We start from the raw sequence: 24,904 nt of genomic DNA, 5'->3' as shown, positions 1-24,904 counted from the left end.
TATGTTGCATTTAAGATACGAAGTGATGATAAAAGAACCATATCGAAAATTAATCGGGAAAGTCATGTGAGGTGAGACGGAATGAAAACATATGTGAGGACGGATTGGGTTGCAAGAAATGAATATACAAAGCCAATTTTAGATACACCGATTTATCGCAATAGTGGAATTATTAAGGCGGTAACAAAAGAAAATGAAAAAATACAAGTTGGTAAAATCACATATGAACAATTTGAAAATGAAGAATTTCAATATATTATTAGTCCATTTTGGCCAATTATTGATACTCTTTCTACAAAAGTATTTCAGGGAATACCGGGAATTGATATGAGTTTGAGATTGGAGCATTATTATCGAGTAAATTATGTGCCTGTTTTTATTACAGAGAGAACACCTGGACCTTCCAGAGAAGATTTGTGGGAGTTGTTGGAAAGTGTTGGATTGGATTATTATGATAGATTGGAATGGCTCATTCGTACGGATTTGCGTGCGGCAATAGATAATCTAATTGTAGAACGTGCAATAGATGAGAATACAGAAAAAATAGAAGAATGAGGGAGATGGAAAATGATTAGAATTGCGACAGAAAATGATGCAGAAGAACTTTTGAATATTTACGCACCTTATGTAGAAAAAACAGCAATAACATTTGAATACGAAGTTCCATCTGTGGAAGAATTTAGAAAACGAATACGAAATATTCTAAAAAAATATCCATACATTGTAGAGGAAAAAGAGGGAGAAATTCTAGGATATGCATATGCAGGTGTATTTAAAAACCGTGCCGCATACGACTGGGCAGTTGAAACTACGATATATGTACGTGAAGATCAGAGAAAGAGTGGTGTTGGCAGAGCTTTATATGAAGGATTGGAAAACATTCTTAAAATGCAAAACATTCTTAATTTAAATGCCTGTATTGCGTATACAGCAGTAGAAGATGAACATCTTACGAATAATAGTGTGCAGTTTCATGACCATATGGGATATCGTCTGGTTGGAAGGTTTCAACAATGCGGTAACAAATTTGGGCGATGGTATGATATGGTGTGGATGGAAAAACACATAGGTGAACACAAAGAAAATCCGGAAAAAATCAAGCCATTTACGGAGATAAGAGAAGAACTAAAAAATAACAAATAACAAAAAGATAATCTGTTAGAGGAAGAAAAAGAAAAATGATTATCTTCGAAAATTGTCGGGTGTACATCCGGCAATTTTTTTAAATACTTTTCCAAAATAGCTTGGACTCTCAAAACCACACATATGTGCAATTTCAGCAACATGTTTTTCAGGATATTGAATTAGAAATATACGTGCACGACTAATACGAACAGTTTGTAAATACTGCATAATTGTCTGGTGCATTGTATGTTTAAAGAGATTGCACATATATTCTTTGGATAAATTTACATAGTCTGCCAGTTCATTCAGAGAAATATCGCAGGCATATTTTTCCTCCATATAATCAATCAGTTTACGAACCAGTTCATTTTCATAAGTGGCAGTTGTATTGTGAATCTGTCGAATACAAGGTGACAGATCTAAAAGCATACTGTAACAGGCTTTGGATAACTCAGTTTCTTTTTCGGTGATATTACGTTGCGAAAGATAGAGCAAATTTTCAATATGAGTAGGAAAGATATCTGAATTAGAAAAATGATACACGCCGCTCTCTAACATATGCAATGTCTGTAATATTTCAGTACATGCATTTCCACCAAATCCAATAAGATGAACGGTCCAGTCGGAGGTAAGTCCTTTATAAGAGTGGGAAATGTGAGGATAAATCAATAATCCCTGTCCTTTGGAAATGATAGAGCGTTGCCCGTTGATGATAAATTCTCCTTGCCCTTTTACGCAGTAGAACCACTGAAAGACAGGAAACCCATGTGGTCGTTGTACTGGTTCCTGAAGGTGATTGACACCGAGAAGTTTAGGTAGAAGCGGGAGAAAGTTGTATTTATTGGAGTAGTGGAGATTGTAAAGCATAATTATAAATCCTTTGTTTGTTGAGTAGTCTGTTTTTTGATTGATTAATCAATTCATTTTTAAATAGTATACCAAAAAGAAAAGAAGTAAACAATTCATATGCTTAATATTGTTATATAAATATTACGATATTAAGATTGAGAACAAAAGATATAGTGGAATATAATAAAGATAAGAAACATGTTCGAACAGAGAAAAGCAAGAATCAGAAAAGGAGAGCAAATCATGATACCAAGAATTCAAAACGACAACGGAATCCCAACATTATATGTTCACGACAAACCATTCTTTGCACGCAGCGGAGAGATTCATAATTCAAGTGCCAGCAATCTGAATTATATGGAAGAGCATGTATGGCCGGCACTAAGAGAATTAAATATGAACTCAGTAATTGTTCCACTATATTGGGAGACAATGGAACCGCAAGAAGGAATATTTGATTTTACATTGCTAGATGGATTAATCGGCCAGGCAAGAGAAGAACAGAAACATTTAATTTTCTTGTGGTTTGGGCTTTGGAAGAATGCTGAATCTATGTATGTGCCTGCTTGGATGAAACAGGATACAGATACATACTTTCGTGTACGCAAGGTAAATGGAGAATCAATCAATACAATTTCACCATTTTGCGAGGCTGCGATAGAGAAAGATGCGAATGCATTTGCAAAAGTGATGGCACATATCCGCGAAATTGATGAGCAGAAATCGACAGTAATCTTTGTGCAGGTAGAAAATGAAATAGGTCTGCTTGGAACAGAACGCGATTATGGGCAGGAAGCAGAAGAAAAGTTCAAAGAAGTAGTACCAGCAGAATTGAAAGAATTATGTGCGACAGAAGGAAGTTGGAAAGAAGTATTTGCCGAGAATGCGGAAGAATATTTTATGGCTTACTATTTTGCAAAGGCAGTAGAAAAAATTACAAAAGCAGGACAGCAAAAATATGCACTTCCATGTTATGCCAATGCATGGCTTCGCCAGTATCCATGGTATGCAGGGTCTTATCCATCAGGAGGTCCGGTCAAAGAGGTGCATCATATTTGGAAAATTGTAGCACCATCGTTATTTACGCTGGCACCGGATATTTATGTTCCGTATGTGGCAAATGTCATTGATGAATATGGATATGAAGGTAATCCACTGGTGATTCCGGAAGTGAGAAAAGATGCAGTGACTTCATCTTATTGCTTGTATGCATTTGCAAATAGCAATGCAATTTGCTATTCACCATTTGGAATTGAAGAACTGGTATTACCGCCGGAAGCAATTGACAAGCCGCCAATGGAAGTTATGATTGCTCTGAATATTGACCCATCTGCATTTGATATCACAGGAAGCAAAGATTATTTAAAACGTACTTATGAGATGGTTGAGCAGATGGAACCATTATATTTGAAATATCGTGGAACAGATAAGCTGATGAGTTATGTGAAAAAATCCGATACAGATTATGGAACATATTTTAGCTGCGAAGAATATGATATTGCGATTGCTTATGCACCGAAGGGACAGGCAAAACCATTAGCAGCAGGTGTGATTTATGAGCTCGCTCCAAATAAATTTCTAATTGGAGGAATGATGAGTACATTTACATTCCGTGCAAAGGCAGGGGAAAATAAGAAAGTTGATCTTCTTCGGTTAGAAGAAGGAGATGTAGTGAACGGCGAATGGAAGGCTGGAAGAATCCTTAATGGAGATGAAAAGATGATGCTTCAGCTTGGAGATATGCCGGGATGGAAATATGTAGAAGTATATAAATATTAAGTTGTAAGTTATAAGAAAAACTGATATGAAACAGATGAGAGAAATTCATTTGTTTTGTATCAGTTTTTTTATTATTAAGATTGAAGTTTTATAATAAACATGATAAAGTTATAAATAAGAAAAATAAAATTTGAATTTGACAAAATATAGTTCAAAAAGGAGCTGATAACATGTCATTCCAAGAAGAAAAAAGAAATAGTATTAAAAGATACTTGTTAGAAAAAGTCAGGAATCAAGATACTGATTATATAAAAAAGACGATGGATAATTTTCGGATATCGGTTACAACTGTAAAACGATATTTGAAAGAACTTCTGGATCAGGGAATACTGGAAGAACAGAAGCAATCGGAATGTGGTTATCGCTTGAAAACAGAAGAATATCGATTTGTCTATGATGCTTCAGATTTTTTAGTCGAAGATAAAATCTATTTTCAAGATATCCTACCTTTATTGCAAAACATTTCAAAAGAGGCATCTGCCATATGGAGCTACGCATTTATGGAGATTATGAATAATGCAATCGAACACGCAAAAGCAAAGCGTATTTCATGCTGTATTAAAAAAGATAATTTGTATACAGAGATTTCTATTACGGATGATGGAATTGGAATATTTGAAAACATCAAGGGTTATTTGGAAAAAGAACAAGGATATCCAGCTGATGTTCAAGATGCAGTTTTAGAATTATATAAAGGAAAACTAACCACACAAAGAGAATCACATTCGGGAGAAGGAATCTTTTTTGTTTCTAAAAGCTTGCGAGAGTTTGCAATATGGTCTAAGCAAAGTGTGTTTACCGCAGGAAGATGTACAGAAGAAAAGTTAATTCAATCGCATTTGATTTTGTATTATACTAGTCTTAAGTCAATCGGAACGATGGTTGTGATGAAGTTGGAAAATGATACAACGCATACATTAAAGGAGGTGTTTGACATGTTTGCACCGATAGAAGAAGGATTTGCAAAAACTGTAATACCATTAAAAAAAGTGTGTCCATATGGAGAACCAATTGCACGTTCACAGGCTCGAAGAGTTGTTTACAGACTAGAACAGTTTAAGCAAGTAGAATTTGATTGCAGCGGAATTGATTTTATGGGACAGGGATTCGCCGATGAAGTGTTCCGTGTGTTTCAGAATAAATATCCAGACATTCAGTTGGAAGTCACCAATGCGAATGAAACTGTGCTGGGAATGATAAGACATGTGAAGCGGTAAAAAACAATTGGAAAAGTAATCGGAGTAAACTATGGAGAATTGGATTCAGATAGGAAATAATCAAAAGAATAAAACTGACAGATTCAGAGAGACTGAGAGAAGCTATATTGTTCAAGGATTGGTGTCTGTCTGGATAACTGGAAAAGGTTTTCTGCAGACGAACTCTGACGATGTTCGTATGCGTCAGATTGTAAAGTATGTGGGTGAAAATCGTCAAAATCATGTGAGTTTATCAGAACTTGCAGATGAACTGTTTACAGCGACCTCTACATTATCCAGATTATTTCAGAGGCAAACTGGAATGAAATTTGCAGAGTTTGTAAATCGGGTGCGAATCTATTTTGCAGCAGAGGATTTGATGACAACTTCGAAGACAGTCACGAAAATTGCAGTGGATAATGGATTCTCTAATGCTTCGGTAATGAATCGTGTGTTTCGACAATATTATCAGTGCACTCCGGTAGAATATCGAGAGAAGAAAAAAGAAGAAAAAGAGTGTACTACGCCAACAAAGAAAGAAAATAGAGATAAAAGAAATAAAAACAAATCCCTTGATACGGAAAATAGTGCAATTGAAGTTAATGTGAGACGAAAGAGCAAGTTGACAAAAATTTGGAATCAGGTAGTGAATATTGGTTCGGTTTATAATTTGACACTTGCTAATTTGCAATATCATACAATTTATCTTACAGAAACGTTGGGATTTTCATATGTACGGATATGGAATGTTTTTTCTAAGAAGATGATGATTACAGATGGAAAAACGCAAGGAAACTATAATTATGATATGATTGATCTGGCATTAGATTTTTTAGTGTCTCATCATATAAAACCATTTGTAGATTTGGGAAGAAGACCAGATACAGCATTATCATCTATGGGAAATACATTATATTTCGAAGAAGAATGTATTGTATTTCAATCAAAAGATATCTGGATAGCAATGTTGAAAGATTTTATTCATCATATAATAAAGCGATATGGAAAAGAAGAGGTAGTACAATGGAAATTTGAATTATCCAGTGATATTGTGCATTTTGCAAGAAATCAATATTATATCGATAAGGAGTATGACTATAAAGAATGCTATAGATCTTCCTATCAGGTTATAAAAAAGGCATTGCCAGATGCCTGCGTAGGAGGACCTTCTGATGTAACAAATGATGTAAAATTTTTGCATGAGTACTTACAATATAGTAAAGAAAATAATTGCTTGCCAGAATTTATTTCTATTCTTTTGTTTCCATATGATTCTTCGAGGAAGGATGGAAAAGTAAATTATTATCGTACACAGTCAGAAAATTATGAGTATGAAAAATTACAGTCTATTCATCAAATTATGGAAGAAGGAGAGGTCGATATCCCTCTTTATGTGGTTGAATGGAACAGTTCTATTTCAAATCGTAATTTTTTGAATGATTCTTGCTTTCGGGCTTCCTATATAACAAAGAAGATTATTGAAATACTTTCAATGGCAGATATGGTATGTCTTTGGATGGGATCTGATTGGGTAAGTAATTATTTTGATATGAAACGAATTGCAAATGGCGGAAGTGGTTTGATCACAAAGGATACAATTCGAAAACCGGTGTATTTTGCATTGCAGTTTTTGAACCAATTAGGCGAAGAACTGCTATTACATAATGAAGAATTAATTGTTACAAAAGAGATAGGAAAAGATGTTTATCATATCATTGGTTTTCATTATCAAAGATATGAAGATACTTATGTTGTTGCAAATGACCCCATTGATTCGCCGGAGAAAGTAGAGAAAATATTTTTGACAAATCAGGAATGTAATATTGATTTGGTTTTGAAAAATGTGGTTGATGGCAATTATACAATCACATCAAATCGTATTTGCAGAGAAAAAGGGAGTATTCTGGATGAATGGAAGAAATTTCAATACGAAGAAACCCTTACAAATGAGGATATTAAATATTTGAGAGAGATTACACAACCGGAGCGACGGATGGAAGGAGTAATGTCAGTGGAAGGGATGGTTCAAATCAGAATGACACTGAGGGGACAGGAGATTATATTGTTGCATGTATCAAAAGATGATGCATGCTAGGTATAGTTTTCATAATAGAAGATATTTATGTCAAAGTTGAGATAGAACTGGAAAATTAATAAATTATAATAGAGTCAGGCATGATACGCAATAAATGATAACAAAATGTTGCGCGTCATGCCTGTTTTTTCATGTAGAATGCAAAAATAGGAAAATATTTGGAAATTGAAGGAAAGAAAAATGTTAAAAAAGGAGATAAAATAAACTCAACGAAAACAAATCGGAAAAGATGACAAGGAGGAGTTAAAATGTATCAGTACGATAGAAAGGGACCAAAGCGTGGTGTTGCACTGTACAGTTATTCAGCAGAATTTGGCCTTACAAAATCATTGGAAGAATGTTTTGAAGATTTACACGACATGGGAGCTCATGGAATTGAGATTCTGGCAAATACGCATATTGAGAATTATCCAAACCCGACAGATGAATGGGTAGAAAAATGGTTCCGCCTGTGCGATAAATATGAGATTGTTCCAGTTGAGTATGGCAATTGGATTGATTCACATGTTCTGGGATATCGAGACCTGACAACAGAAGAATCTTATGAGATGTTGGCAAGAGATATCCGTCTGGCGCATCGTCTGGGATTTACTGTAATGAGAACAAAAATGCCGGTAATCAACGACGCACTGGAGCCGGTAAAGAACTGGCGTGAGATTATCAAGATGGCACTGCCACTTGCAGAAGAACTTGGAATCAAGATGTGCCCTGAAATCCATACACCATCTAATCTGAAAGGAAAGATGGTAACAGATTACGTTGATTTTATCAAAGAAACAGGTACAAAGAATTTTGGATTGAATATTGACTTCAGCGTGTTTCGTACAGAATTCTCAGAAGGAGAATATCGTGATCCAAACTATACTCCAAACGTACCAGAAGATTTGATTCCATTACTGCCATATATTTACTGTTGTCATGCAAAATTTATCAATATGAGTGATGAGTTTGAAGAGACAACGATTCCTTATAAAGAAATTATTGAATTGCTTAAAAAACAAAATTGGGACGGATATCTCTTAAGTGAATATGAAGGTGCAGATAAATATGACCCAGGATACGAAGTAGGACAAACACTTAGAAAACATCATATTATGATGAAGAATTATATTGGTGATTAAGGAGGATTCGAAAAATGGAAAGAGAAGTAATACAGTCTGTAGGATTTCGTAATATAAAGAAAGATGGAAATGTAACAGGATTTCAGTTCAAGATCAGACTTCCATATTATAGAGGAATCTTCTTAAGCCAGCTCAGACCTGGAACATTATTCGTAGATGGAGAACGATTTGAAAAAGAAGATATTATCTGGAATATTCATGGAGAAGATTATACTTATGAAGAAATGAAATCAAATTTTCAGACACACTGGGATGTGACAACACCGGCAGTGTTGAAAGTAAAGAAATCGGGTGGGCTTGTTCAAGGATTCCATGATTTGAAATATGGATTCTGCTTTACATCATCTTATATGCCACCAGTTATGCAGGATAGTTTAAATCCAGATGAAGAAGCATTTATCTTTATGCCGGAGTTTGGACATCATGTGAATGAGAGAAGATTGTTAATTGTGTAAATATAGATAAAAAGAACAAGAAATAGCAAATAATTGTCGGAAAGATGATTATTTGCTATTTCTTTTTGGTGAACAAAAGTTATAATAATGGTAAATGTGAATAGAAATCGGAGGAATCCCATGAAACTTACAGCATTAATAGATGAATTTGAACCAATCGAAATCAACAGAACAAAGTTATTCCAACACATAAAAAAGAAAACAGAAGCCGATGGACTTGTCGTTGTTACAAGTGGAAATTTTACACAAAAAGGACTTCTGGCATCTGTAAGTAAATACAAAAAAGCAGAGATATTGAGGGAACAGGGAGCAGATATTGTGTTGGAAATTCCAGTATATTGTACATTGACAACCTTTGATACCTTAGCATTTGCAGCAGTATCGATGTTGGAAAAACTGAATTGTGTGGATGAACTTGCAATTTTGTGTGAAGATGCAGATGAAAAATTGTTGAAAGACATGATTCAGTTCTTATTTATTGAACCTAGAGAATATCAGCAGAAAATAAAACTGTGTATGGAAAACGGAAAGAATTTTGCAACTGCATGTGCAGAAGTGACTGAAGAATTCATACCGGGAGCAAAAGCTATATTGGAAAAACAGCAGAATATCCATGCGATTGAATATGCAAAAGCAATGAAGCGGATGTACAGCAATATGAAGATTCGTTTTGTGAATATGAATGAATTTATCGAACGTCAAGACAAAATAAAAGAAACATCGGATAAGTACGCAAAAGGAACAGATGTGATAACAAGATTTGAAGCTCGGTTAGGAGAACAGCTGATGCAAATGTTAGCATTACATACAGAGGAACAGAATACAAAGTATCTGAATGAAATCTCGGGCGGTTATGGACCGATAACAAAACAGATTTTAAAAGTTTACAACAAGTGCAACATTCAAAATGGAAATTTGTTCTTTGAACAGCTTGCAAATGTAATATCAAATCAGAACTATTCAGCAGAAGAATTAAGAAGATACCTATTGAAAGTTCTCATTGGTGTACGTCATGTTGAAATATCTATTTGTGGGATTTATAGTTATGCGTTATATGTGCGGGCTTTGGATAATAATGCAGAAAAGGATATTTACAAGAGGATAAAAGAATATTCCTGAATTCCGGTTTTGTTAGAAAGCAGTGAAGCGGAAGCAAGGAAAAATCTGAAATTGCCTCAGATGGATGATTCCAGATGGATGCTGCTGGAATTGGATTGGAAGGCACAGGAGTTGTATGGTATAATGAATGGAAAGTAAAAGAATAACCCATATCACTTTACTCAGTCTGTTAGTATAGTTGAATTGTGAATAGCGATTGCTAATGGATAGGAAGGAGATTCATGAATAAAGTAATAAGTATAGGAAAACAAGATTTTGAGCAGATACGAAAGAAAAACTATTTCTATATTGATAAGACAAACTATATTCAGGAATGGTGGGAATCTGGGGATGATGTGACTTTGATTACCAGACCACGTCGATTTGGAAAAACCTTGAATATGGATATGATGAAATGCTTTTTCTCAAATCAGTATATAGATAGAAGTGATTTGTTTGAAGGACTTTCTATTTGGAAAAATGAACAATATAGAAAATTACAAGGAAAATATCCGGTTATCTTTTTGACGTTTGCAGATGTGAAAGCGGATAATTATGACGAGAGTAAAAATAGTATTATTGCATGTATTAATGACGCATATCAAAGTCATAGATATTTATTAAAAAGCAATCTCTTAACAGATGGGGAAAAAGAGATTTTTAGAGTGTTAGATGAGTATGTAAGTAATCCAGAACCGACAAAAACGATTACAAACGAAGTGATTTTCAGAGCTGTGAAAGGACTGGCATCGTGTCTGAATCGTTATTATGGACAGAAAGTAATTATTTTATTAGATGAATACGATACACCAATGCAAGAAGCATATGTGCATGGGTATTGGGATGAATTTACTTCTTTTATTCGAAGTTTTTTTAACTCAACATTTAAGACGAATCCATATATGGAACGTGCAATAATGACTGGAATTACAAGAGTTTCAAAAGAGTCTATCTTTTCTGATTTGAACAATTTAACTGTCATTACCACAACATCAGAACGCTATGCGGATTGTTTCGGTTTTACAGAAAAAGAAGTATTTCAGGCATTGGATGATTTTGATATGGGAAATAAAAAGAAACTTGTAAAAACATGGTACGATGGATTTACATTCGGAAATCAAAAAGATATTTATAATCCGTGGTCAATTACAAATTATCTGAAAGAAAAGCAATTACGCCCATATTGGGCACAGACAAGTTCGAATGGGTTAATTAATAAATTGCTTCAAAAATCATCTCCGGATATAAAGGAGATGATGGAAGAACTTTTAAACGATAGAAACATTATCGTGAATTTTGATGAACAAATTGTATTTGATCAATTGGAGCAGAATAAAAATGCAATTTGGAGTCTTATGTTGGCAAGCGGATATTTAAAGATTCAGGAAATCGAATATAGGGGAATGCTGCTGACACCATGGTATCATCTGTGTGTTACAAATCTTGAAACGATGAGTATGTTTTATTCAATGTTTCAAGGCTGGTTTCATGATGATGCATCTAATTATAATGAGTTTATAAATGCGCTATTGAATGGAAATGTAAAAGAAATGAATGCATATATGAACGATATAGCATTGACAACATTTAGTAGTTTTGATGCAGGAAAACATCCGTCAGGAAAGACACAACCGGAGAGGTTTTATCATGGTTTTGTTCTTGGTCTGTTGGTTGATTTGAAAGAACGCTATGAGGTGAAATCAAATCGAGAAAGTGGATATGGACGTTATGATGTAATGTTGATTCCGACGAATAAACGAGATAATGCGTTTATATTGGAATTCAAAGTGCATGATTCTGAAGAGGAAAAAAAATTGCAGGATACAGTGCAAGCAGCATTAAACCAAATAGAAGAAAAGCAATATGATGCGGAGTTGTTGGAGCAGGGAATAAAGAAATCACAAATCAGGCATTATGGGTTTGCATTTGAAGGGAAAAAGGTTTTGATTGATGGAAACTAAACCATCAATCAAAACCTTTTTTGACCTTTGTGCGAGTTAGAAACTATTCTATTTTATAAAGATTACAGAAAGTGATATGGATATGAAGAAGTTTCTAAATGGATATTTCAATTCTTTTTAAGTGGAAAAGGGAAGAGGTAAATGATATCTTCAAACCAGAAAAAATAAAGGACAAAAAAATGTATATATTTTTTGTCCTTTATTTTTTTTGAAGTTAAAATAAGACGGAAAATGACATAAAAATGGTTAGATAAAGAAAAGTTTTTTCACTGGTAAAAATATATAATTAAATTATAATAAATACAAGAAAAAAAGAAGGGAGAAATCATTATGAAAAAGAAAATTTTAGCAACACTTCTTGCTGGTGTTATGGTTCTGAGCCTTGCAGCATGTGGAAGCAGCAGCGATTCAGGAAAAGACAGTAGCGACGACACAGCAAAATCTGACAATGGATCAACACACATTTATGTGTTAACAGCAGCCGAAGATCATGGTTGGACAGGATCCGTTGCAACATTCGCAAAAGAAAAAGTTGAGGAAATCAACGGAGATGGAAATTATTCCGCAGAAGTAATCACTTCAGCTGATGCGTCTGAGCAGATTACTAAGATCGAAGATATCGTAGCAAGCGGAGAGGATGACATTGCAGTAGTTGTACAGCCAATGGACGACACAGTACAGTCTGCAATTCAGCAGTTAGTAGATGCAGATATTCCATTCGTAGAATTCGACCGTATCATTGATGCAGTAGCTCCAAGCGCTGTTTCTAATGTAAAAGGTGATAACCAGGGAATCGGTGCTGGTGCAGCAGCTTACTTTGTAGAGCAGGGAATGAAACCTGGCGATAAAGTATATGTTTACGAAGGCGACACATCTTCAGTTACAACATTACGTGACAGCGGATTTACAGATTATCTTACAGGAGAACTTGAATTCGGTGGCTCTAAGATTGCAGACGATGCAAAATGGACAGAGGATGACCTCAAAGCAATTACATATTCAGGAGCTATGAACTGGAGCCGTTCTGATACAAAAGAATCATTTGAGTCTCTGATGGGAGATGCTTCTAACGCAGATATCAAATGGATCTATGCACAGGATGATGAGTTGACAATGGGTATCTTAGAAGCCCTCAACGGTGGCGGAATCAGTGATTCTACAAAAGATACTTTCTATGCTAACAAACCTGTTATCACAGGATGTGGTGGATTAGATGAACTTTACGAAGTACTTCGTGGTAACTCATATCAGGATATCGCTGGAAAACTTGGTGGAATCATGTCAGTTACATACAGTCCATCTATGATTCAGACAGCAATTCAGGATATGGTTGATTACCTGGATGGCAAAGATGTAGAACAGGATCACGTGATCGAGTGTGAAGATGTTACATCTGATAACGTTGCAGATTATCCTTCATTCTAAATCTTACAGATAGAAGTTATAGAGGAACTTGATACGGGAGTCTGCTTGCAGACTTCCGTGTTTTGTTTACATATGAGCATCTAAATTTATTTACTTGTGAGTCAAAAATGATATAATAAAAAATAGATGTTGATCTGTCAGCAAAACGACAGAATAGAGAGAAAAACGAGGAGGAAACGTGCATGAAACGACTGGAAATGAGTGGAATATATAAAGCATTTAACGATATTCCGGTGTTGAAGGATGTACATCTGACAGTGGAAGCAGGAGAAGTACATGCACTGTTAGGTGAGAATGGTGCCGGAAAATCAACATTGATGAATGTGCTGACCGGAGTATACCGAAGAGATGCAGGAAAGATTCTGTTTGATGGAAAAGAATTGAATAATACATCAGTCAAACAGACAGAGCAGCAGGGGATTGCATTTGTCCATCAGGAACTGAATCTGTTCAATGATCTGCTTGTTTATGAAAATATATTTCTTGGAAAGGAATATACCAATAAATTTGGAAAATTGGATAAGAAACGGATGAAAGATGAGGCAAAGAAATTATTTGCTGAACTGGAAGTAGAGATTGATCCGGACGAGAAAGTAGAAGAACTGACTCCGAGCCAGAAACAGCTACTTGAGATATCAAAGGCATTATTTTTTAATGCAAAACTGTTGATTTTAGACGAGCCAACGACATCTTTGAACAATCAGGAAATCGATCATTTATTCCGTATTATCCGCAGATTAAAGGAGAAAGGAACATCGTTTATTTTTATTTCTCATAAGATGCCGGAGATTTTTGAGATTGCAGACCGTTATACAGTACTGATGAATGGAACATTTATCGGAGAGGGAAATATCGTAGATACCAATCCGGAAGCAATCACAAAGATGATGGTTGGTTCTAATTATAGTGCGGAAGAAAATTATCAGACGCGTGCATGCGGAGATACGATATTAGAGATTAAGAATTTCACAGGACATGGATTTAGAAATGTAAACCTGGACGTGAAAAAGGGCGAGATTGTCGGAATGACAGGACTGCAAGGATCCGGAAGCAGCGAGCTGCTACAGGGAATCTTCGGTGTGACCCGTGCAGATGGTGGTACAATTCATGTCAACGGAGAAAATGTTCCGTTACATTCGATACATAAAGCAATGAAACATAAGATCGCAATGCTTCCTGCCAATAGAAAAGAAAATTCAGTGATCGCAGATATGAGTCTGCTGGAGAATATGTATCTGGCAGAACATACATTGTCAGCAAAGCAGTTCCAGATTTCAAAGAAAAAAGAAGAAGGAAAATTTGAAAAATACAAAAAATTGTTGAATGTAAAAGCACAGAACAGTGCAGATCCGATTACTTCTTTGAGTGGAGGAAACCAGCAGAAAGTATTTCTGGCAAGATGGCTGAATACAGAAGCAGAGATTCTTTTACTTGATAATCCGACACAGGGAATTGATGTAGGAGCAAAAGCGGAGATTTATAAATTGATTTTGGACCTGGCGGAATCCGGAAAGACCATTTTGATCAACACATTGGAAATCCCTGAATTACAGAAAGTGGCAGACCGATGTGCGGTATTTTATGACGGAGAGCTTGTGAAGATGTTAAAGCATGAAGAAATCAATGAAGAGACCGTTATGATGTATTCTACAAATGCAGTAAATGCAGGGGAGGCGCGATAAGGATGAAAACAAAAAAATCTATGTTGGGAAAAATATGGTCCCGTTATAATTATGTATTTGTATTTTTAGTAATTTTTTTAGTATATGCACTGTCAAGTAATGGATTGACATGGAATGGTGTGATGAACATCTTCCGTCATTCTGCAGTCGTTGGAATCATTGCACTTGGTATGGGACTTGTATGTCTGACCGGTGAAATCGATCTGTCGGTTGGTTCTATGCTGGCGATGGTCAGTGGATTTGCAGTTGTTATCTTCAATATGACAGATAATATTTTTGTAACATTAATATTTACGATTGTATTTGGCGCTGTATGTGGACTGATCAATGGTGTACTGGTCGGTGCAGTAGAGATGCCGGCATTTATCGTAACACTTGCTACGATGTTGATCTATCGTTCGGTAGCACAGTATGCATGCCAGCATATTTCTAAAGAATTATGTGGAGGCGGAAGTTCTGTATATCGTATGACATCCAGCCACAATTCATATCAGACCTTATATCAGTTTGGTAATGGTAAAATGCTGACGATTCCAATTGTTGGTTTGATCCTGTTGATCATGACAGCATTGGTTGTATATTTATCAACAAGCACAAAATTTGGTAAAAAAGTCTATGCCATCGGAAGTAATGAGAAAGGTGCCAGAATGTCAGGTATCAATGTCAGTGCGATGAAAGTGATTGTATTTGTTCTGGCAGGCGTTATGACAGGTATTGCAGCGTTCTTGTGGATTGCGATGAACGGTTCTTCTGATCCGGCAACAACAGGTAAGAGTTATGAGATGTATGCAATCGCAGCAGTTGTTCTCGGTGGAATCAGTATGTCAGGCGGAAAAGGAAGATGCCTTGGAATTCTGTTCGGAGCAATGTCTTATACAATTATCGATAAGATTATCGTGGCTTTGAAGATGGATTCACTGATCAATGATGCAATTAAAGGAACAATCCTGATTATTGTAATCTTGATTCAGTTAGCAGGACCAAAGATTAAAGATCTGGTGACAAGCAGAAGAAAGATCAAAGCATAAATGTGGGGGAGTAAGCTCAGTATGAATAAAAGTGTAGTAACAAATAAGGGAACTGTGGAAGGAATCGAAAAAGGTGGATATGTTGTATTTAAAGGGATTCCATATGCCAAGGCTCCAGTAGGAGAACTCAGATGGAAAGCACCACAGGAACTGGATGCATGGGAAGGTACATATAAAGCAGATACATTTCAGAATATGTGTATGCAGGAATTACCGAAAGCAGAGCATCCATTTATGGGACGTTTTCATAAGGAATTTTATAATAATCCAGAATTTGTTCCGGGAATGGGAGAAGACTGTCTGTATTTGAATATCTGGGTGCCGGAGCATGAAGAAGGAGAGAGACTTCCGGTGGCATTCTGGATCCATGGTGGTGGATTTGGCGGTGGCTACAGCAGTGAACTGGAATTTGATGGAGAAGCATTTTGTAAAAAAGGTGTAATTCTTGTTACAATCAATTATCGGGTAAATATTTTTGGATTTTTTGCACATCCATGGCTGGATGCAGAAAATGAAAGACATATTTCTGGAAATTATGGAATCTTAGATCAGATCGCAGCATTAAAATGGGTTGCAAATAATATTGAGAACTTTGGCGGAGACAGTAAAAATATCACAGTATTTGGACAGTCTGCAGGAAGTATGAGTACACAGGTGCTTTGTTCAAGTAAACTGACAGGAGATATTCCGGCAAAGGCAATTATGCAGAGTGGAATCAGTTGTGATGCAGATGTACTTTATACACCGACATTAAAAGAGGAAGAGGAAATCGGTGAAAGATTTGTCGAACTGACCGGAAAAACTTCGCTGGAAGAACTTCGTGCAATGTCAACAGAAGAATTGTCTGAAGCAAAAGCAAAATTAGATGATGAGATGTGGAAAACAGGAAGGGGTCTTGTTGTTGTTCCAAATGCAGATGGATATGTCCTGGAAAAGACAGTTAAAGATGTTTGGAAAGAAGGAACAATGAAGGATATTCCTTATATGTGTGGTGTTGTGACAGATGATCTTGGAGCAACACCAGATGAAGTAAAAGAAGGAAAGACAGGAATTTTGATGGAAGAGTGCAAGCGTTGGGCTGCAACAAGAGAAGAGAAAGGTAGGCCGGCGTATCTGTATCATTTTGCACATGAACTTCCGGGAGATGACTGGGGCGCTTTCCATTCATCAGAGTTGTGGTATACATTTGGTACATTGGGCAGATGCTGGAGACCAATGGAGCAGCATGATTATGATTTGAGTGAAGAAATGGTGACATGCTGGACAAACTTTATGAAAACGGGAGATCCGAATGGAGAAACTCAGATTCAAGAAGAGAAAGAAAAATGGGAGAGTTATACAAAAGAAAATCCTTATGTAAAGATTTTTAAATAATAATGTGGAAACGAATAGCTTAAAATGTGAATAAAATATATTAGTAAAAGTGCTGCTTTCTGAATATCAGGGGCAGCATTTTTGAAAATGAAGTTTAGAGGGAGGAAAACAATGGAGCAAAATTATTGATTGCAGCAGACTGTACAGCTTATGCATATGCAAATATACATCAGGAATTCATGCGTGGAAAGGTGATGCTGATTGGATGTTCGAAGTTTAATGCTGTAGATTACAGTGGAAAATTTATTCCGTGGCAGGTTGTGACAATTTCTATAGATGGTCAAATTCTGGATTAGTTGGAATTGTCAGAGATTGAACAATATAAGATATAAGATTAATAGATGCGGCAATAAACAATAATGGTTAAATTGCTAAACATCGGTTTATAATAAAATAAAAAATATTTGGAGGAAGAAAAAAATGGCAGGAATTAAAAATTTTAACAAAGCAGAAGTAGTAACATTAAAAGAACAGGTAGCATATCAGGAAGGTCAGGTTGTCTCAAAAACACTTGCTCAAAATGAACATTTAAGTGTAACACTGTTTGCATTCGATAAAGATGAAGAAATCAGCACACATGAGTCAGGCGGTGATGCATTTGTAACATGTCTGGACGGAGTTGGAAAAATCACAATTGATGGAGAAGAATACATTTTAAAAGAAGGTGAATCCATTGTAATGCCAGCCAAACACCCACATGCAGTGTATGGACAGGAGCAGTTTAAGATGTTGCTGGTGGTTGTGTTTTAGAGTACTGGCTTATACGGTCTTTTTGGAAAGCATCATATTGGATTTCTTGCTCATGGAAACTGAACAGAAATTCACATTCTATTTTCTCTAGAAGGACCGTATCGCCAATTCATAACCAAAATACAAACACTCCCAGTTGCCGTATCCCGCAAAACGTGATAGGATGTTAAAGGTATATTCAAAAGCAATTAGATATCATATAGAGAAGGAATTACAAAGATGGGAATTACGGTACAGGAATTAAGAAATCTGGATAAGGACAGCTACCAGATTATCGATATGCGAGATGAAATTGAAGTGGCACATGGCAGCATTCCGAATGCGGTTCATATGCCAGCAGAAGAGATACATAAGGCGATAGAAGAACAGACAGAAGATGCATTTCCAAGAGATAAGAAACTGGTTATCTGTTGTGCAAGAGGGCGCTTCAGTACAGATGTGGCAGAAGCATTGTGTGAATCCGGTTATGATGCGGTAAGTCTTCAAGGAGGTTACATTGCATGGTTGCTGGACACGATGAAGCAGCAGGAGGCAGATGAAATCTGCGCAGATGTGGAGCAGAGTATCCGGAAGAAATTTCATAAACCAATCTGGAGCAAATTCACAAAAGCAATCAATCAGTACGAATTGGTAAAAGAGGGCGATCGAATCGCAGTTTGCATTTCCGGTGGTAAGGATTCCATGCTAATGGCAAAGTTGTTTCAGGAATTGAAGAGACATAATAAGTTTCAGTTTGATGTAAAATTTCTTGTTATGGATCCGGGATATAGCCCTGCAAACAGACAGGTTATTGAGGAAAATGCAAGAAAGCTGAAAGTGCCGATCACGGTGTTTGAGTCAGATATTTTTGATTCTGTATACAATATAGAAAAATCACCATGTTATTTGTGTGCACGAATGCGAAGAGGACATTTGTACAGTTATGCAAAAGAATTAGGATGCAATAAAATTGCGCTGGGTCATCATTATGACGATGTTATTGAGACGATTTTGATGGGAATGTTGTACGGGGCACAGGTTCAGACGATGATGCCGAAACTTCACAGTACAAATTTTGAAGGAATGGAATTGATTCGTCCATTATATCTGGTTCGAGAGGATAGTATTAAAGCGTGGAGAGATTACAATAATTTGCATTTTATTCAGTGTGCCTGCAAATTTACGGACACATGCACAACATGTAATAACGAAGAAAATCAGTCAAAAAGAATGGAAATCAAGGCACTTATCCAGGAATTGAAAAAGACAAACAAATATGTTGAGGGAAATATTTTTAAAAGTGTCGAGAATGTGAATTTAAGTACGATCGTGGCATATAAAGAGCATGGAGTGAAGCATCATTTCTTAGATACATATGATGAAGAGTAGAATAAAAGCTAAGTAATCAAAGAGTTATAAAAAAGAGACGCAGCCGTTATTGAAAACGGATATGCGTCTCTTTTTTTCGTACAAATATGAAGGCTTAGATTTGGTTAAAAAATTAATATTGTGTTAAAAAAGTTATTTAAGCTTTTGGCATCTCCCAGGCATTATGGTCTGTGTGAAGAAGCATATGTGCTTTGTGCGATAATGGTTTCTCCATGTAGTCAGAGTACAGCTTCTGTACATCAGGATTTTCATGAGAGAAACGAAGCGGTGCATTAGTATCCAGGAAGTAGAGATTTTCACCACGCTCATGGGCAAGTTCTTCTCCATCATGGATTGGCTGACCTCCACCTCCGACGCATCCGCCAGGACAGGCCATAACTTCTACGAAGTCATAGTGTACTTCGCCATGTTCGATTGCTTCAAGTAATTTACGTGTATTGCCAAGTCCACTGACAACGGCAGCTTTTACAGTTGCACTGCCAAGCTGTACTTCAGCCTCTATAACACCTGTCTCAAAAGATGGGCTTCGTACAATTTTAAATGCATCCGGCTCTGGATTTTTACCTGTTACAAGATAGTGGGCAGAACGAAGAGCTGCCTCCATAACACCTCCGGTAGCACCGAAGATTACACCGGCACCGCTTCCTTCTTTCATAAGTGGGTCGCATTCACGGTCTACTAATGTAGAAGGTGAAATGTGTGAAGAGCGGATCATACGTGTAAGTTCGCGGGTTGTAAGAACCGCATCAATATCATTTCCGGCATATTCTTTATAGAACAGTTCCATGTTTCGTTCACCTTTTTTAGCAACGCAAGGCATGATGGAAAGTGTGTAAATATTTTCTGGTTTTACTCCAATTGATTCAGCAAAATAAGTTTTCATGACTGCACCAAACATCTGCTGTGGAGATTTTGCAGTTGATAACTGTGGAACCAGATGAGGGTATTGCGATTTGATAAATCGAACCCATCCAGGGCAGCAGGATGTAAACATTGGACGTAATTTTAATTCGCCTTTTGTAAATCTCTGCAGGAATTCATTTCCTTCTTCCATAATGGTCAGGTCAGCAGAGAATGTTGTATCAAATACATAATCTACACCAAGACGTTTGAGGGAATCCATGATTTTGCCTACAGTTGCCTCTTCACGAGATAATCCGAGAGCTTCACCCCATGCGGCACGTACAGCAGGAGCAACCTGTGCAACAACTACCTTATTTGGATCGGCAATGGCACGGAATACTTTTTCTGTATCGTCTCTTTCATGAAGTGCACCAACAGGGCAATGGGTAATGCACTGTCCACAAAGTGAACAAGATACATCAGAAATCTTTTTGTTTCCTCTTACATTTACGGTTGTTCTAGAACCGGTACTTGTCACATCCCAGATATGTAAATCCTGAATTTTATCACAAATCTGGATGCAGCGCATACATTTAATACATTTTTTGGAATCGCGGATAAAAGGAAAATCCTTATCCCATGGAAAATCTTCCAGTCTTTGTTTATATGGAATATCAAGTATATTCAAATCATTTGCGATTTTCTGTAATGTACAGTTTCCACTTCTGACACAAGTTGCACACTGGCAGTCATGCTGAGATAAGATAAGCTGTACCGTTTTTTTGCGGGCATCACGAACCTTAGGACTGTTTGTGTAAATAACCATGCCTTCTATCGCAACGTTATTGCAGGAGGTCATAAGACGATCCATCCCTTCACGTTCGACAACGCAGACACGACAGGCTGCGATATCGTTAATACCTTTTAAATAGCAAAGTTTGGGAATCTGGATGCCGATGGATGCAGCCGCTTCCATAATGGTTGTACCTTCCGGTACGGAGATTTTTTGGTTATCAATCGTAATATTTACCATAATGTTTCTCGACCTCCTTTGAAGCTTCCATAACCGAAGTGATCACAGCGCAGACAACGTTCGGCTTCTTGATCTGCCTCAGCTTTGGACATACAGTTTTCAACACCATCAAAGTCGCAGACGCGTTCACCTGCTTCACGTTCCGTTAAGTTTACTCTTCCGCAAGGTTTACGATCACAAAGTTCTGGTTCCGGAATCTCAACATCACAGCTGATGATATGATGATATCCAAGATATTCATCAATGTTTGCTGCGACTACTTTAGCAGCTGCAATTGCTTTGATTACAGTTGCAGGACCGGATGCACAGTCTCCACCGGCAAATACGCCAGGAATATTATCAAATCCACCGGATGTTGCAGTCTGGATCTTACCGCGCTGAACAGGTACACCGGCTTCTTCAAAATGCTGAAATTCGATATCTTGTCCGATGGCAACGATCAGTGTCTGACAAGGAATAAATACGTCTTCTTCTCCTGTCGGTCGTACACTTGCACGTCCGTCTTTAATCTTGCTGATCATTTGCGGAGTAACATAAATACCGGTCACATGATTATTGTCATCTACCTGGATTTTGGATGGAGCCATCAAAGTCTGCACTTCAATTCCTTCAGCGATAGCCCCTTCAATTTCAGCTGCAAGAGCTGTCATATCAGCTGTACGACGACGATATACAATGCTTACCTTTTTGGCACCGAGACGTTTTGCAGTGCGGACTGCATCCATAGATACATTACCGCCACCAATAACAGCAACTTCCTGTCCCTCAAGATTTGCAGGTGTTCCTTCCCCGACATCACGGAGGAAACGAACTGCGGAGAGGACTCCGTCTGCATTCTCACCTTCGATACCAAGTTTTTTATCTGTACTTGCTCCGATTGCAATCAGGACAGCGTCATAATCTTCACGAAGACTCTGGATAGTCATATCTTTACCGATTCGTTTACCATATTCAACTTCGACACCTGTTTTTAAGATTGTATTAATATCATCATCCAGACGGTCTTTAGGAAGACGATAATTAGGAATACCATAGCGAAGCATACCACCTAATTTTGGAAGCATCTCAAATACATGTGTCTGATGTCCCATTAACTGCAGAAAATATGCAGCGCTTAGTCCAACCGGACCTCCACCTACAACAGCAATTCGTTTACCTGTGGATGGTGAACAGACCGGAGGTGGAACTTCGCCTGCAAAGTCAGCTGCTACACGCTTGAGACCGCGGATATTGACAGCATCGTCAACAATATTACGGCGGCAACGTGCTTCACAAGGATGCTCGCAGATAAAACCACAGGTTGTAGGGAATGGGTTATCCTTTCTGATTAAGCGGATAGCATCTGCGTAACGACCTGCTTTTACAAGTGCGATATAACCAGGAATGTCAACATGTGCAGGACAAAGCGATACACAAGGAACCGGCTGAGTATACTGGCATGTACATCTTCCCTGACGAATATGCTCTTCATAATCTTCACGACAGCCTAATAAACTTTTGTAGACCATATGAGCAGCCTCGTATCCAATCGGACAATCAGCACTTTCCATAATAGAAGTAGCAAGCTCCATCATTTCATCTAATGTCTGCATGGTAGCTTCGCCATTTAAAACATCTGTCAAAAGGTTTTTTAGCTGCCAGAGACCGACACGGCAAGGAACACATTTGCCACAGGATTGTGTGTGACACATTTCAAGAAAGGCACGAGTCATATCTACAGGACAAAGTCCCGGAGGGCTGGATTCGATTCGACGTTCCAGATCACGATAGAGTCCTTCAACAACGACCTGAGCCCGGATAGGGGTAGGGATTTCTAATCTACTCATATCAAATACTCCTTTTCATAAATTGTTAAAATTGCAAATGTATTTACGTATCAAGCGTAACACGTAAACTCAATTAAGTTTATTTTATGCGATAAACTAAAAAAAAGCAAGAAGAATGCACAAAAATCTAAAAAATAGTTTGTTAAATTTTATGCAATATAACGATAAAATTTTAACGTTGTGTTTTTCACAAGGTCAGTTTATACGAACTTAAAAGAGAAAGAAAAAAGGAATTGTCTTTTATGGGAAATGCTTTATAATAGGAAACAACGTAAGTGATAACATGGAGGAAGTAGCAGATGGAAGAGTATATTTTAAGTTGTTGTTCTACGGCGGATATGCCAAAAGAATTTTTTGAAGAACGAAAGATATCATATATTTGTTTTCACTATTTTATGGATGGAGTAGAGTATCCGGATGATCTTGGACAGTCTATGCCATTTCAACAGTTTTATAAAAAGATGCAGGATGGTGCGGATACCAAGACATCACAGATTAATGTAGGCGAGTTTGTTGAATATTTCCGACCATTTCTTGAAGATGGAAAAGATATTTTACATGTGACATTATCATCAGGAATTTCAGGAGTTTTGAATTCAGCACGCACAGCGAAAGAGATGCTGGAAGAAGAATATCCGGACCGAAAGATTTATATTATTGATTCGCTTGCAGCATCTTCTGGATATGGACTATTGATGGATAAGCTGGCAGATTTGCGAGATGAAGGAAAATCCATTGATGAGGTTGCTTCATGGGCTGAAGAACATAAGCTGGAAGTACATCATTGGTTTTTCACAACAGACCTTACATTTTTTATTAAAGGGGGAAGAATATCTAAGATTTCGGGATGGTTTGGAACAGCGTTAGATATTTGTCCACTATTAAATGTAAGCAATGAGGGAAAATTAATTCCAAGATTTAAGATACGTGGAAAGAAAAAAGTCAGCAAAGAAATAGTGAAGAAGATGGAGCAATTTGCCGTTAATGGTTTAGAATATGCAGACAAATGCTTTATGTCCCAGTCAGCATGTTATGAAGATGCAAGAAAAGTTGCAGATATGATAGAAGAGCGTTTTCCGAATCTGAAAGGAAATGTTATGATCAATGACATTGGGACCACGATTGGAAGTCATACAGGCCCTGGAACTGTTGCATTGTTTTTCTGGGGAACAAAACGAGAAAATTAAGAGAGAAGTGTAGAGAAATGAAACATTCGAAACAAATGTCGGAATCCATTCGACTGGGAATTGTGCTTGCAGTAGCAGGAGGATTTATGGATGCATATTCCTATATGTGCAGGGACGGGGTATTTGCAAATGCACAGACAGGAAATATGCTTTTACTTGGAATTCATTTATCACAGAAAGAATGGGGAGTGGCGGCACATTATTTCTTCCCGGTGATGGCATTTGCAATCGGAATTGCGCTGGCTGAAGTGATTCGTTACAAGAGTAATGAAGAAGGTTTGTTTCACTGGAGGCAATTTTCTGTATTAGTGGAAGCTATTGTACTTATGGGTGTAAGCTTTATTTCACAAGATATGAATACGCTGGCGAACAGTCTTACATCTTTTGCATGCGGAATTCAAGTAGAAAGTTTTCGTAAGATTCATGGAAATGGGATCGCGACAACCATGTGTATTGGCAATTTGCGAAGTGCAACACAGAATCTGACGGATTTTTTAAGAACAAAAAAAAGCAGTTGTTTGCAAAAAAGTCTTTTGTATTATGGCGTAATTTTATGCTTTGTGGTGGGTGCTATCATTGGAAATAAGTTCGTAAACCTAATGAAAGAAAGAGCTATTTTGATTTGTTCAGCTATTTTATTTGTTGCATTTATCATGATGTTTGTAGATCGCGAAAAACAGGAGCATGAAAAAATATAGTTAAATGATAG

Annotated in this window: 21 protein-coding genes and 1 pseudogene; 19 read left to right on the top strand and 3 right to left on the bottom strand. The window is 37.1% G+C overall.

The features are described from left to right. The first annotated feature begins 81 nt into the window (after window positions 1–81). Window positions 82–555, top strand: coding sequence for a hypothetical protein (locus H8S40_RS10015; protein ID WP_243116217.1), 474 nt, complete (start codon window positions 82–84; stop codon window positions 553–555). A gap of 12 nt (window positions 556–567) precedes the next feature. Then, complete coding sequence (locus H8S40_RS10010; protein WP_121055510.1) at window positions 568–1,143, top strand: GNAT family N-acetyltransferase; 576 nt, start codon at window positions 568–570, stop codon at window positions 1,141–1,143. Between the two features lie 39 nt (window positions 1,144–1,182). Here H8S40_RS10010 and H8S40_RS10005 read toward each other — a convergent pair whose 3' ends face one another. Next, entirely contained in the window at window positions 1,183–1,992 is an 810-nt protein-coding gene (locus tag H8S40_RS10005) for an AraC family transcriptional regulator (RefSeq protein ID WP_186865183.1), read from the bottom strand. Window positions 1,993–2,217: 225 nt separating this feature from the next. Here H8S40_RS10005 and H8S40_RS10000 point away from each other — a divergent pair, with 225 nt between their 5' ends. The 15 genes and pseudogenes from H8S40_RS10000 (at window position 2,218) to H8S40_RS09935 (ending at window position 19,306) form a co-directional block, all read left to right on the top strand. After that, window positions 2,218–3,753, top strand: a complete 1,536-nt coding sequence (locus tag H8S40_RS10000) for a DUF5597 domain-containing protein (protein WP_243238227.1) — start codon at window positions 2,218–2,220, stop codon at window positions 3,751–3,753. Between the two features lie 170 nt (window positions 3,754–3,923). Continuing rightward, complete coding sequence (locus tag H8S40_RS09995; protein WP_186865181.1) at window positions 3,924–4,970, top strand: STAS-like domain-containing protein; 1,047 nt, start codon at window positions 3,924–3,926, stop codon at window positions 4,968–4,970. A 31-nt stretch (window positions 4,971–5,001) separates the two neighbouring features. After that, window positions 5,002–7,044 (top strand): GH39 family glycosyl hydrolase, encoded by a 2,043-nt coding sequence (locus tag H8S40_RS09990; RefSeq protein ID WP_186865180.1) that lies wholly within the window; start codon window positions 5,002–5,004, stop codon window positions 7,042–7,044. Between the two features lie 248 nt (window positions 7,045–7,292). Beyond that, window positions 7,293–8,165: a sugar phosphate isomerase/epimerase family protein gene (locus tag H8S40_RS09985; RefSeq protein WP_186865179.1), complete on the top strand. Its 873-nt coding sequence runs from the start codon at window positions 7,293–7,295 to the stop codon at window positions 8,163–8,165. Window positions 8,166–8,179: 14 nt separating this feature from the next. Next, window positions 8,180–8,620 carry a C-glycoside deglycosidase beta subunit domain-containing protein gene (locus tag H8S40_RS09980; protein WP_186865178.1) on the top strand — a complete coding sequence of 147 codons (441 nt, stop codon included), beginning with the start codon at window positions 8,180–8,182 and terminating at the stop codon, window positions 8,618–8,620. Between the two features lie 120 nt (window positions 8,621–8,740). Continuing rightward, entirely contained in the window at window positions 8,741–9,739 is a 999-nt protein-coding gene (locus tag H8S40_RS09975) for a nucleotidyltransferase family protein (RefSeq protein ID WP_186865177.1), read from the top strand. 9 nt (window positions 9,740–9,748) lie between these two features. After that, window positions 9,749–9,877 (top strand): hypothetical protein, encoded by a 129-nt coding sequence (locus tag H8S40_RS16325; protein ID WP_279286791.1) that lies wholly within the window; start codon window positions 9,749–9,751, stop codon window positions 9,875–9,877. 83 nt (window positions 9,878–9,960) lie between these two features. Then, on the top strand, window positions 9,961–11,679 hold the full coding sequence (locus H8S40_RS09970; RefSeq protein ID WP_186865176.1) for an AAA family ATPase: 1,719 nt from the start codon (window positions 9,961–9,963) through the stop codon (window positions 11,677–11,679). Between the two features lie 330 nt (window positions 11,680–12,009). Beyond that, window positions 12,010–13,104, top strand: a complete 1,095-nt coding sequence (locus H8S40_RS09965) for a substrate-binding domain-containing protein (RefSeq protein ID WP_186865175.1) — start codon at window positions 12,010–12,012, stop codon at window positions 13,102–13,104. 182 nt (window positions 13,105–13,286) lie between these two features. Next, window positions 13,287–14,786, top strand: coding sequence for a sugar ABC transporter ATP-binding protein (locus H8S40_RS09960; RefSeq protein ID WP_186865174.1), 1,500 nt, complete (start codon window positions 13,287–13,289; stop codon window positions 14,784–14,786). A gap of 2 nt (window positions 14,787–14,788) precedes the next feature. Continuing rightward, the gene (locus H8S40_RS09955; RefSeq protein ID WP_117989520.1) at window positions 14,789–15,814 is read left to right on the top strand and encodes an ABC transporter permease; all 1,026 of its coding nucleotides are present in this window, start codon (window positions 14,789–14,791) and stop codon (window positions 15,812–15,814) included. Between the two features lie 21 nt (window positions 15,815–15,835). Continuing rightward, window positions 15,836–17,188: a carboxylesterase/lipase family protein gene (locus H8S40_RS09950; RefSeq protein WP_186865173.1), complete on the top strand. Its 1,353-nt coding sequence runs from the start codon at window positions 15,836–15,838 to the stop codon at window positions 17,186–17,188. A gap of 110 nt (window positions 17,189–17,298) precedes the next feature. Beyond that, window positions 17,299–17,484 (top strand): annotated as a pseudogene (locus H8S40_RS09945) (4Fe-4S ferredoxin); the annotation flags it as partial. A 124-nt stretch (window positions 17,485–17,608) separates the two neighbouring features. Further along, window positions 17,609–17,938, top strand: a complete 330-nt coding sequence (locus H8S40_RS09940; protein ID WP_117989521.1) for a cupin domain-containing protein — start codon at window positions 17,609–17,611, stop codon at window positions 17,936–17,938. A gap of 219 nt (window positions 17,939–18,157) precedes the next feature. Continuing rightward, entirely contained in the window at window positions 18,158–19,306 is a 1,149-nt protein-coding gene (locus H8S40_RS09935; protein WP_186865172.1) for a PP-loop family protein, read from the top strand. 136 nt (window positions 19,307–19,442) lie between these two features. Here H8S40_RS09935 and H8S40_RS09930 read toward each other — a convergent pair whose 3' ends face one another. Continuing rightward, complete coding sequence (locus H8S40_RS09930; protein ID WP_186865171.1) at window positions 19,443–21,182, bottom strand: [FeFe] hydrogenase, group A; 1,740 nt, start codon at window positions 21,180–21,182, stop codon at window positions 19,443–19,445. Then, window positions 21,176–23,008, bottom strand: coding sequence for an NAD(P)-binding protein (locus H8S40_RS09925; RefSeq protein WP_186865170.1), 1,833 nt, complete (start codon window positions 23,006–23,008; stop codon window positions 21,176–21,178). Before H8S40_RS09925 ends, H8S40_RS09930 begins: the two co-directional genes overlap by 7 nt. 299 nt (window positions 23,009–23,307) lie before the next feature. Between H8S40_RS09925 and H8S40_RS09920 the strand changes: the two genes are divergently transcribed. Together H8S40_RS09920 and H8S40_RS09915 are read left to right on the top strand one after the other, a co-directional pair. Further along, window positions 23,308–24,195, top strand: coding sequence for a DegV family protein (locus tag H8S40_RS09920; protein WP_118723924.1), 888 nt, complete (start codon window positions 23,308–23,310; stop codon window positions 24,193–24,195). Window positions 24,196–24,212: 17 nt separating this feature from the next. Further along, complete coding sequence (locus H8S40_RS09915) at window positions 24,213–24,893, top strand: YoaK family protein (RefSeq protein ID WP_118723923.1); 681 nt, start codon at window positions 24,213–24,215, stop codon at window positions 24,891–24,893. The last annotated feature ends 11 nt before the right edge of the window (window positions 24,894–24,904 follow it).

Origin of the sequence: Ruminococcus hominis (assembly GCF_014287355.1) — a bacterium.
GTDB lineage: Bacteria > Bacillota > Clostridia > Lachnospirales > Lachnospiraceae > Schaedlerella > Schaedlerella hominis.
Note: the sequence above shows the minus strand (reverse complement) of the source record. Positions and strands in the feature narration are given on the sequence as shown.

Bases quoted from the DNA above. Each gene is read 5' to 3' on its own strand.
- H8S40_RS09980 (WP_186865178.1), top strand. From the start codon at position 8,180: ATGGAAAGAGAAGTAATACAGTCTGTAGGATTTCGTAATATAAAGAAA.
- H8S40_RS09975 (WP_186865177.1), top strand. From the start codon at position 8,741: ATGAAACTTACAGCATTAATAGATGAATTTGAACCAATCGAAATCAAC.
- H8S40_RS10005 (WP_186865183.1), bottom strand. From the start codon at position 1,992: ATGCTTTACAATCTCCACTACTCCAATAAATACAACTTTCTCCCGCTT.
- H8S40_RS09990 (WP_186865180.1), top strand. From the start codon at position 5,002: ATGGAGAATTGGATTCAGATAGGAAATAATCAAAAGAATAAAACTGAC.
- H8S40_RS09970 (WP_186865176.1), top strand. From the start codon at position 9,961: ATGAATAAAGTAATAAGTATAGGAAAACAAGATTTTGAGCAGATACGA.
- H8S40_RS09965 (WP_186865175.1), top strand. From the start codon at position 12,010: ATGAAAAAGAAAATTTTAGCAACACTTCTTGCTGGTGTTATGGTTCTG.
- H8S40_RS09985 (WP_186865179.1), top strand. From the start codon at position 7,293: ATGTATCAGTACGATAGAAAGGGACCAAAGCGTGGTGTTGCACTGTAC.
- H8S40_RS09955 (WP_117989520.1), top strand. From the start codon at position 14,789: ATGAAAACAAAAAAATCTATGTTGGGAAAAATATGGTCCCGTTATAAT.
- H8S40_RS09950 (WP_186865173.1), top strand. From the start codon at position 15,836: ATGAATAAAAGTGTAGTAACAAATAAGGGAACTGTGGAAGGAATCGAA.
- H8S40_RS09915 (WP_118723923.1), top strand. From the start codon at position 24,213: ATGAAACATTCGAAACAAATGTCGGAATCCATTCGACTGGGAATTGTG.
- H8S40_RS10015 (WP_243116217.1), top strand. From the start codon at position 82: ATGAAAACATATGTGAGGACGGATTGGGTTGCAAGAAATGAATATACA.
- H8S40_RS10000 (WP_243238227.1), top strand. From the start codon at position 2,218: ATGATACCAAGAATTCAAAACGACAACGGAATCCCAACATTATATGTT.
- H8S40_RS09995 (WP_186865181.1), top strand. From the start codon at position 3,924: ATGTCATTCCAAGAAGAAAAAAGAAATAGTATTAAAAGATACTTGTTA.
- H8S40_RS09935 (WP_186865172.1), top strand. From the start codon at position 18,158: ATGGGAATTACGGTACAGGAATTAAGAAATCTGGATAAGGACAGCTAC.
- H8S40_RS09925 (WP_186865170.1), bottom strand. From the start codon at position 23,008: ATGAGTAGATTAGAAATCCCTACCCCTATCCGGGCTCAGGTCGTTGTT.
- H8S40_RS09960 (WP_186865174.1), top strand. From the start codon at position 13,287: ATGAAACGACTGGAAATGAGTGGAATATATAAAGCATTTAACGATATT.
- H8S40_RS10010 (WP_121055510.1), top strand. From the start codon at position 568: ATGATTAGAATTGCGACAGAAAATGATGCAGAAGAACTTTTGAATATT.
- H8S40_RS09920 (WP_118723924.1), top strand. From the start codon at position 23,308: ATGGAAGAGTATATTTTAAGTTGTTGTTCTACGGCGGATATGCCAAAA.
- H8S40_RS09930 (WP_186865171.1), bottom strand. From the start codon at position 21,182: ATGGTAAATATTACGATTGATAACCAAAAAATCTCCGTACCGGAAGGT.
- H8S40_RS09940 (WP_117989521.1), top strand. From the start codon at position 17,609: ATGGCAGGAATTAAAAATTTTAACAAAGCAGAAGTAGTAACATTAAAA.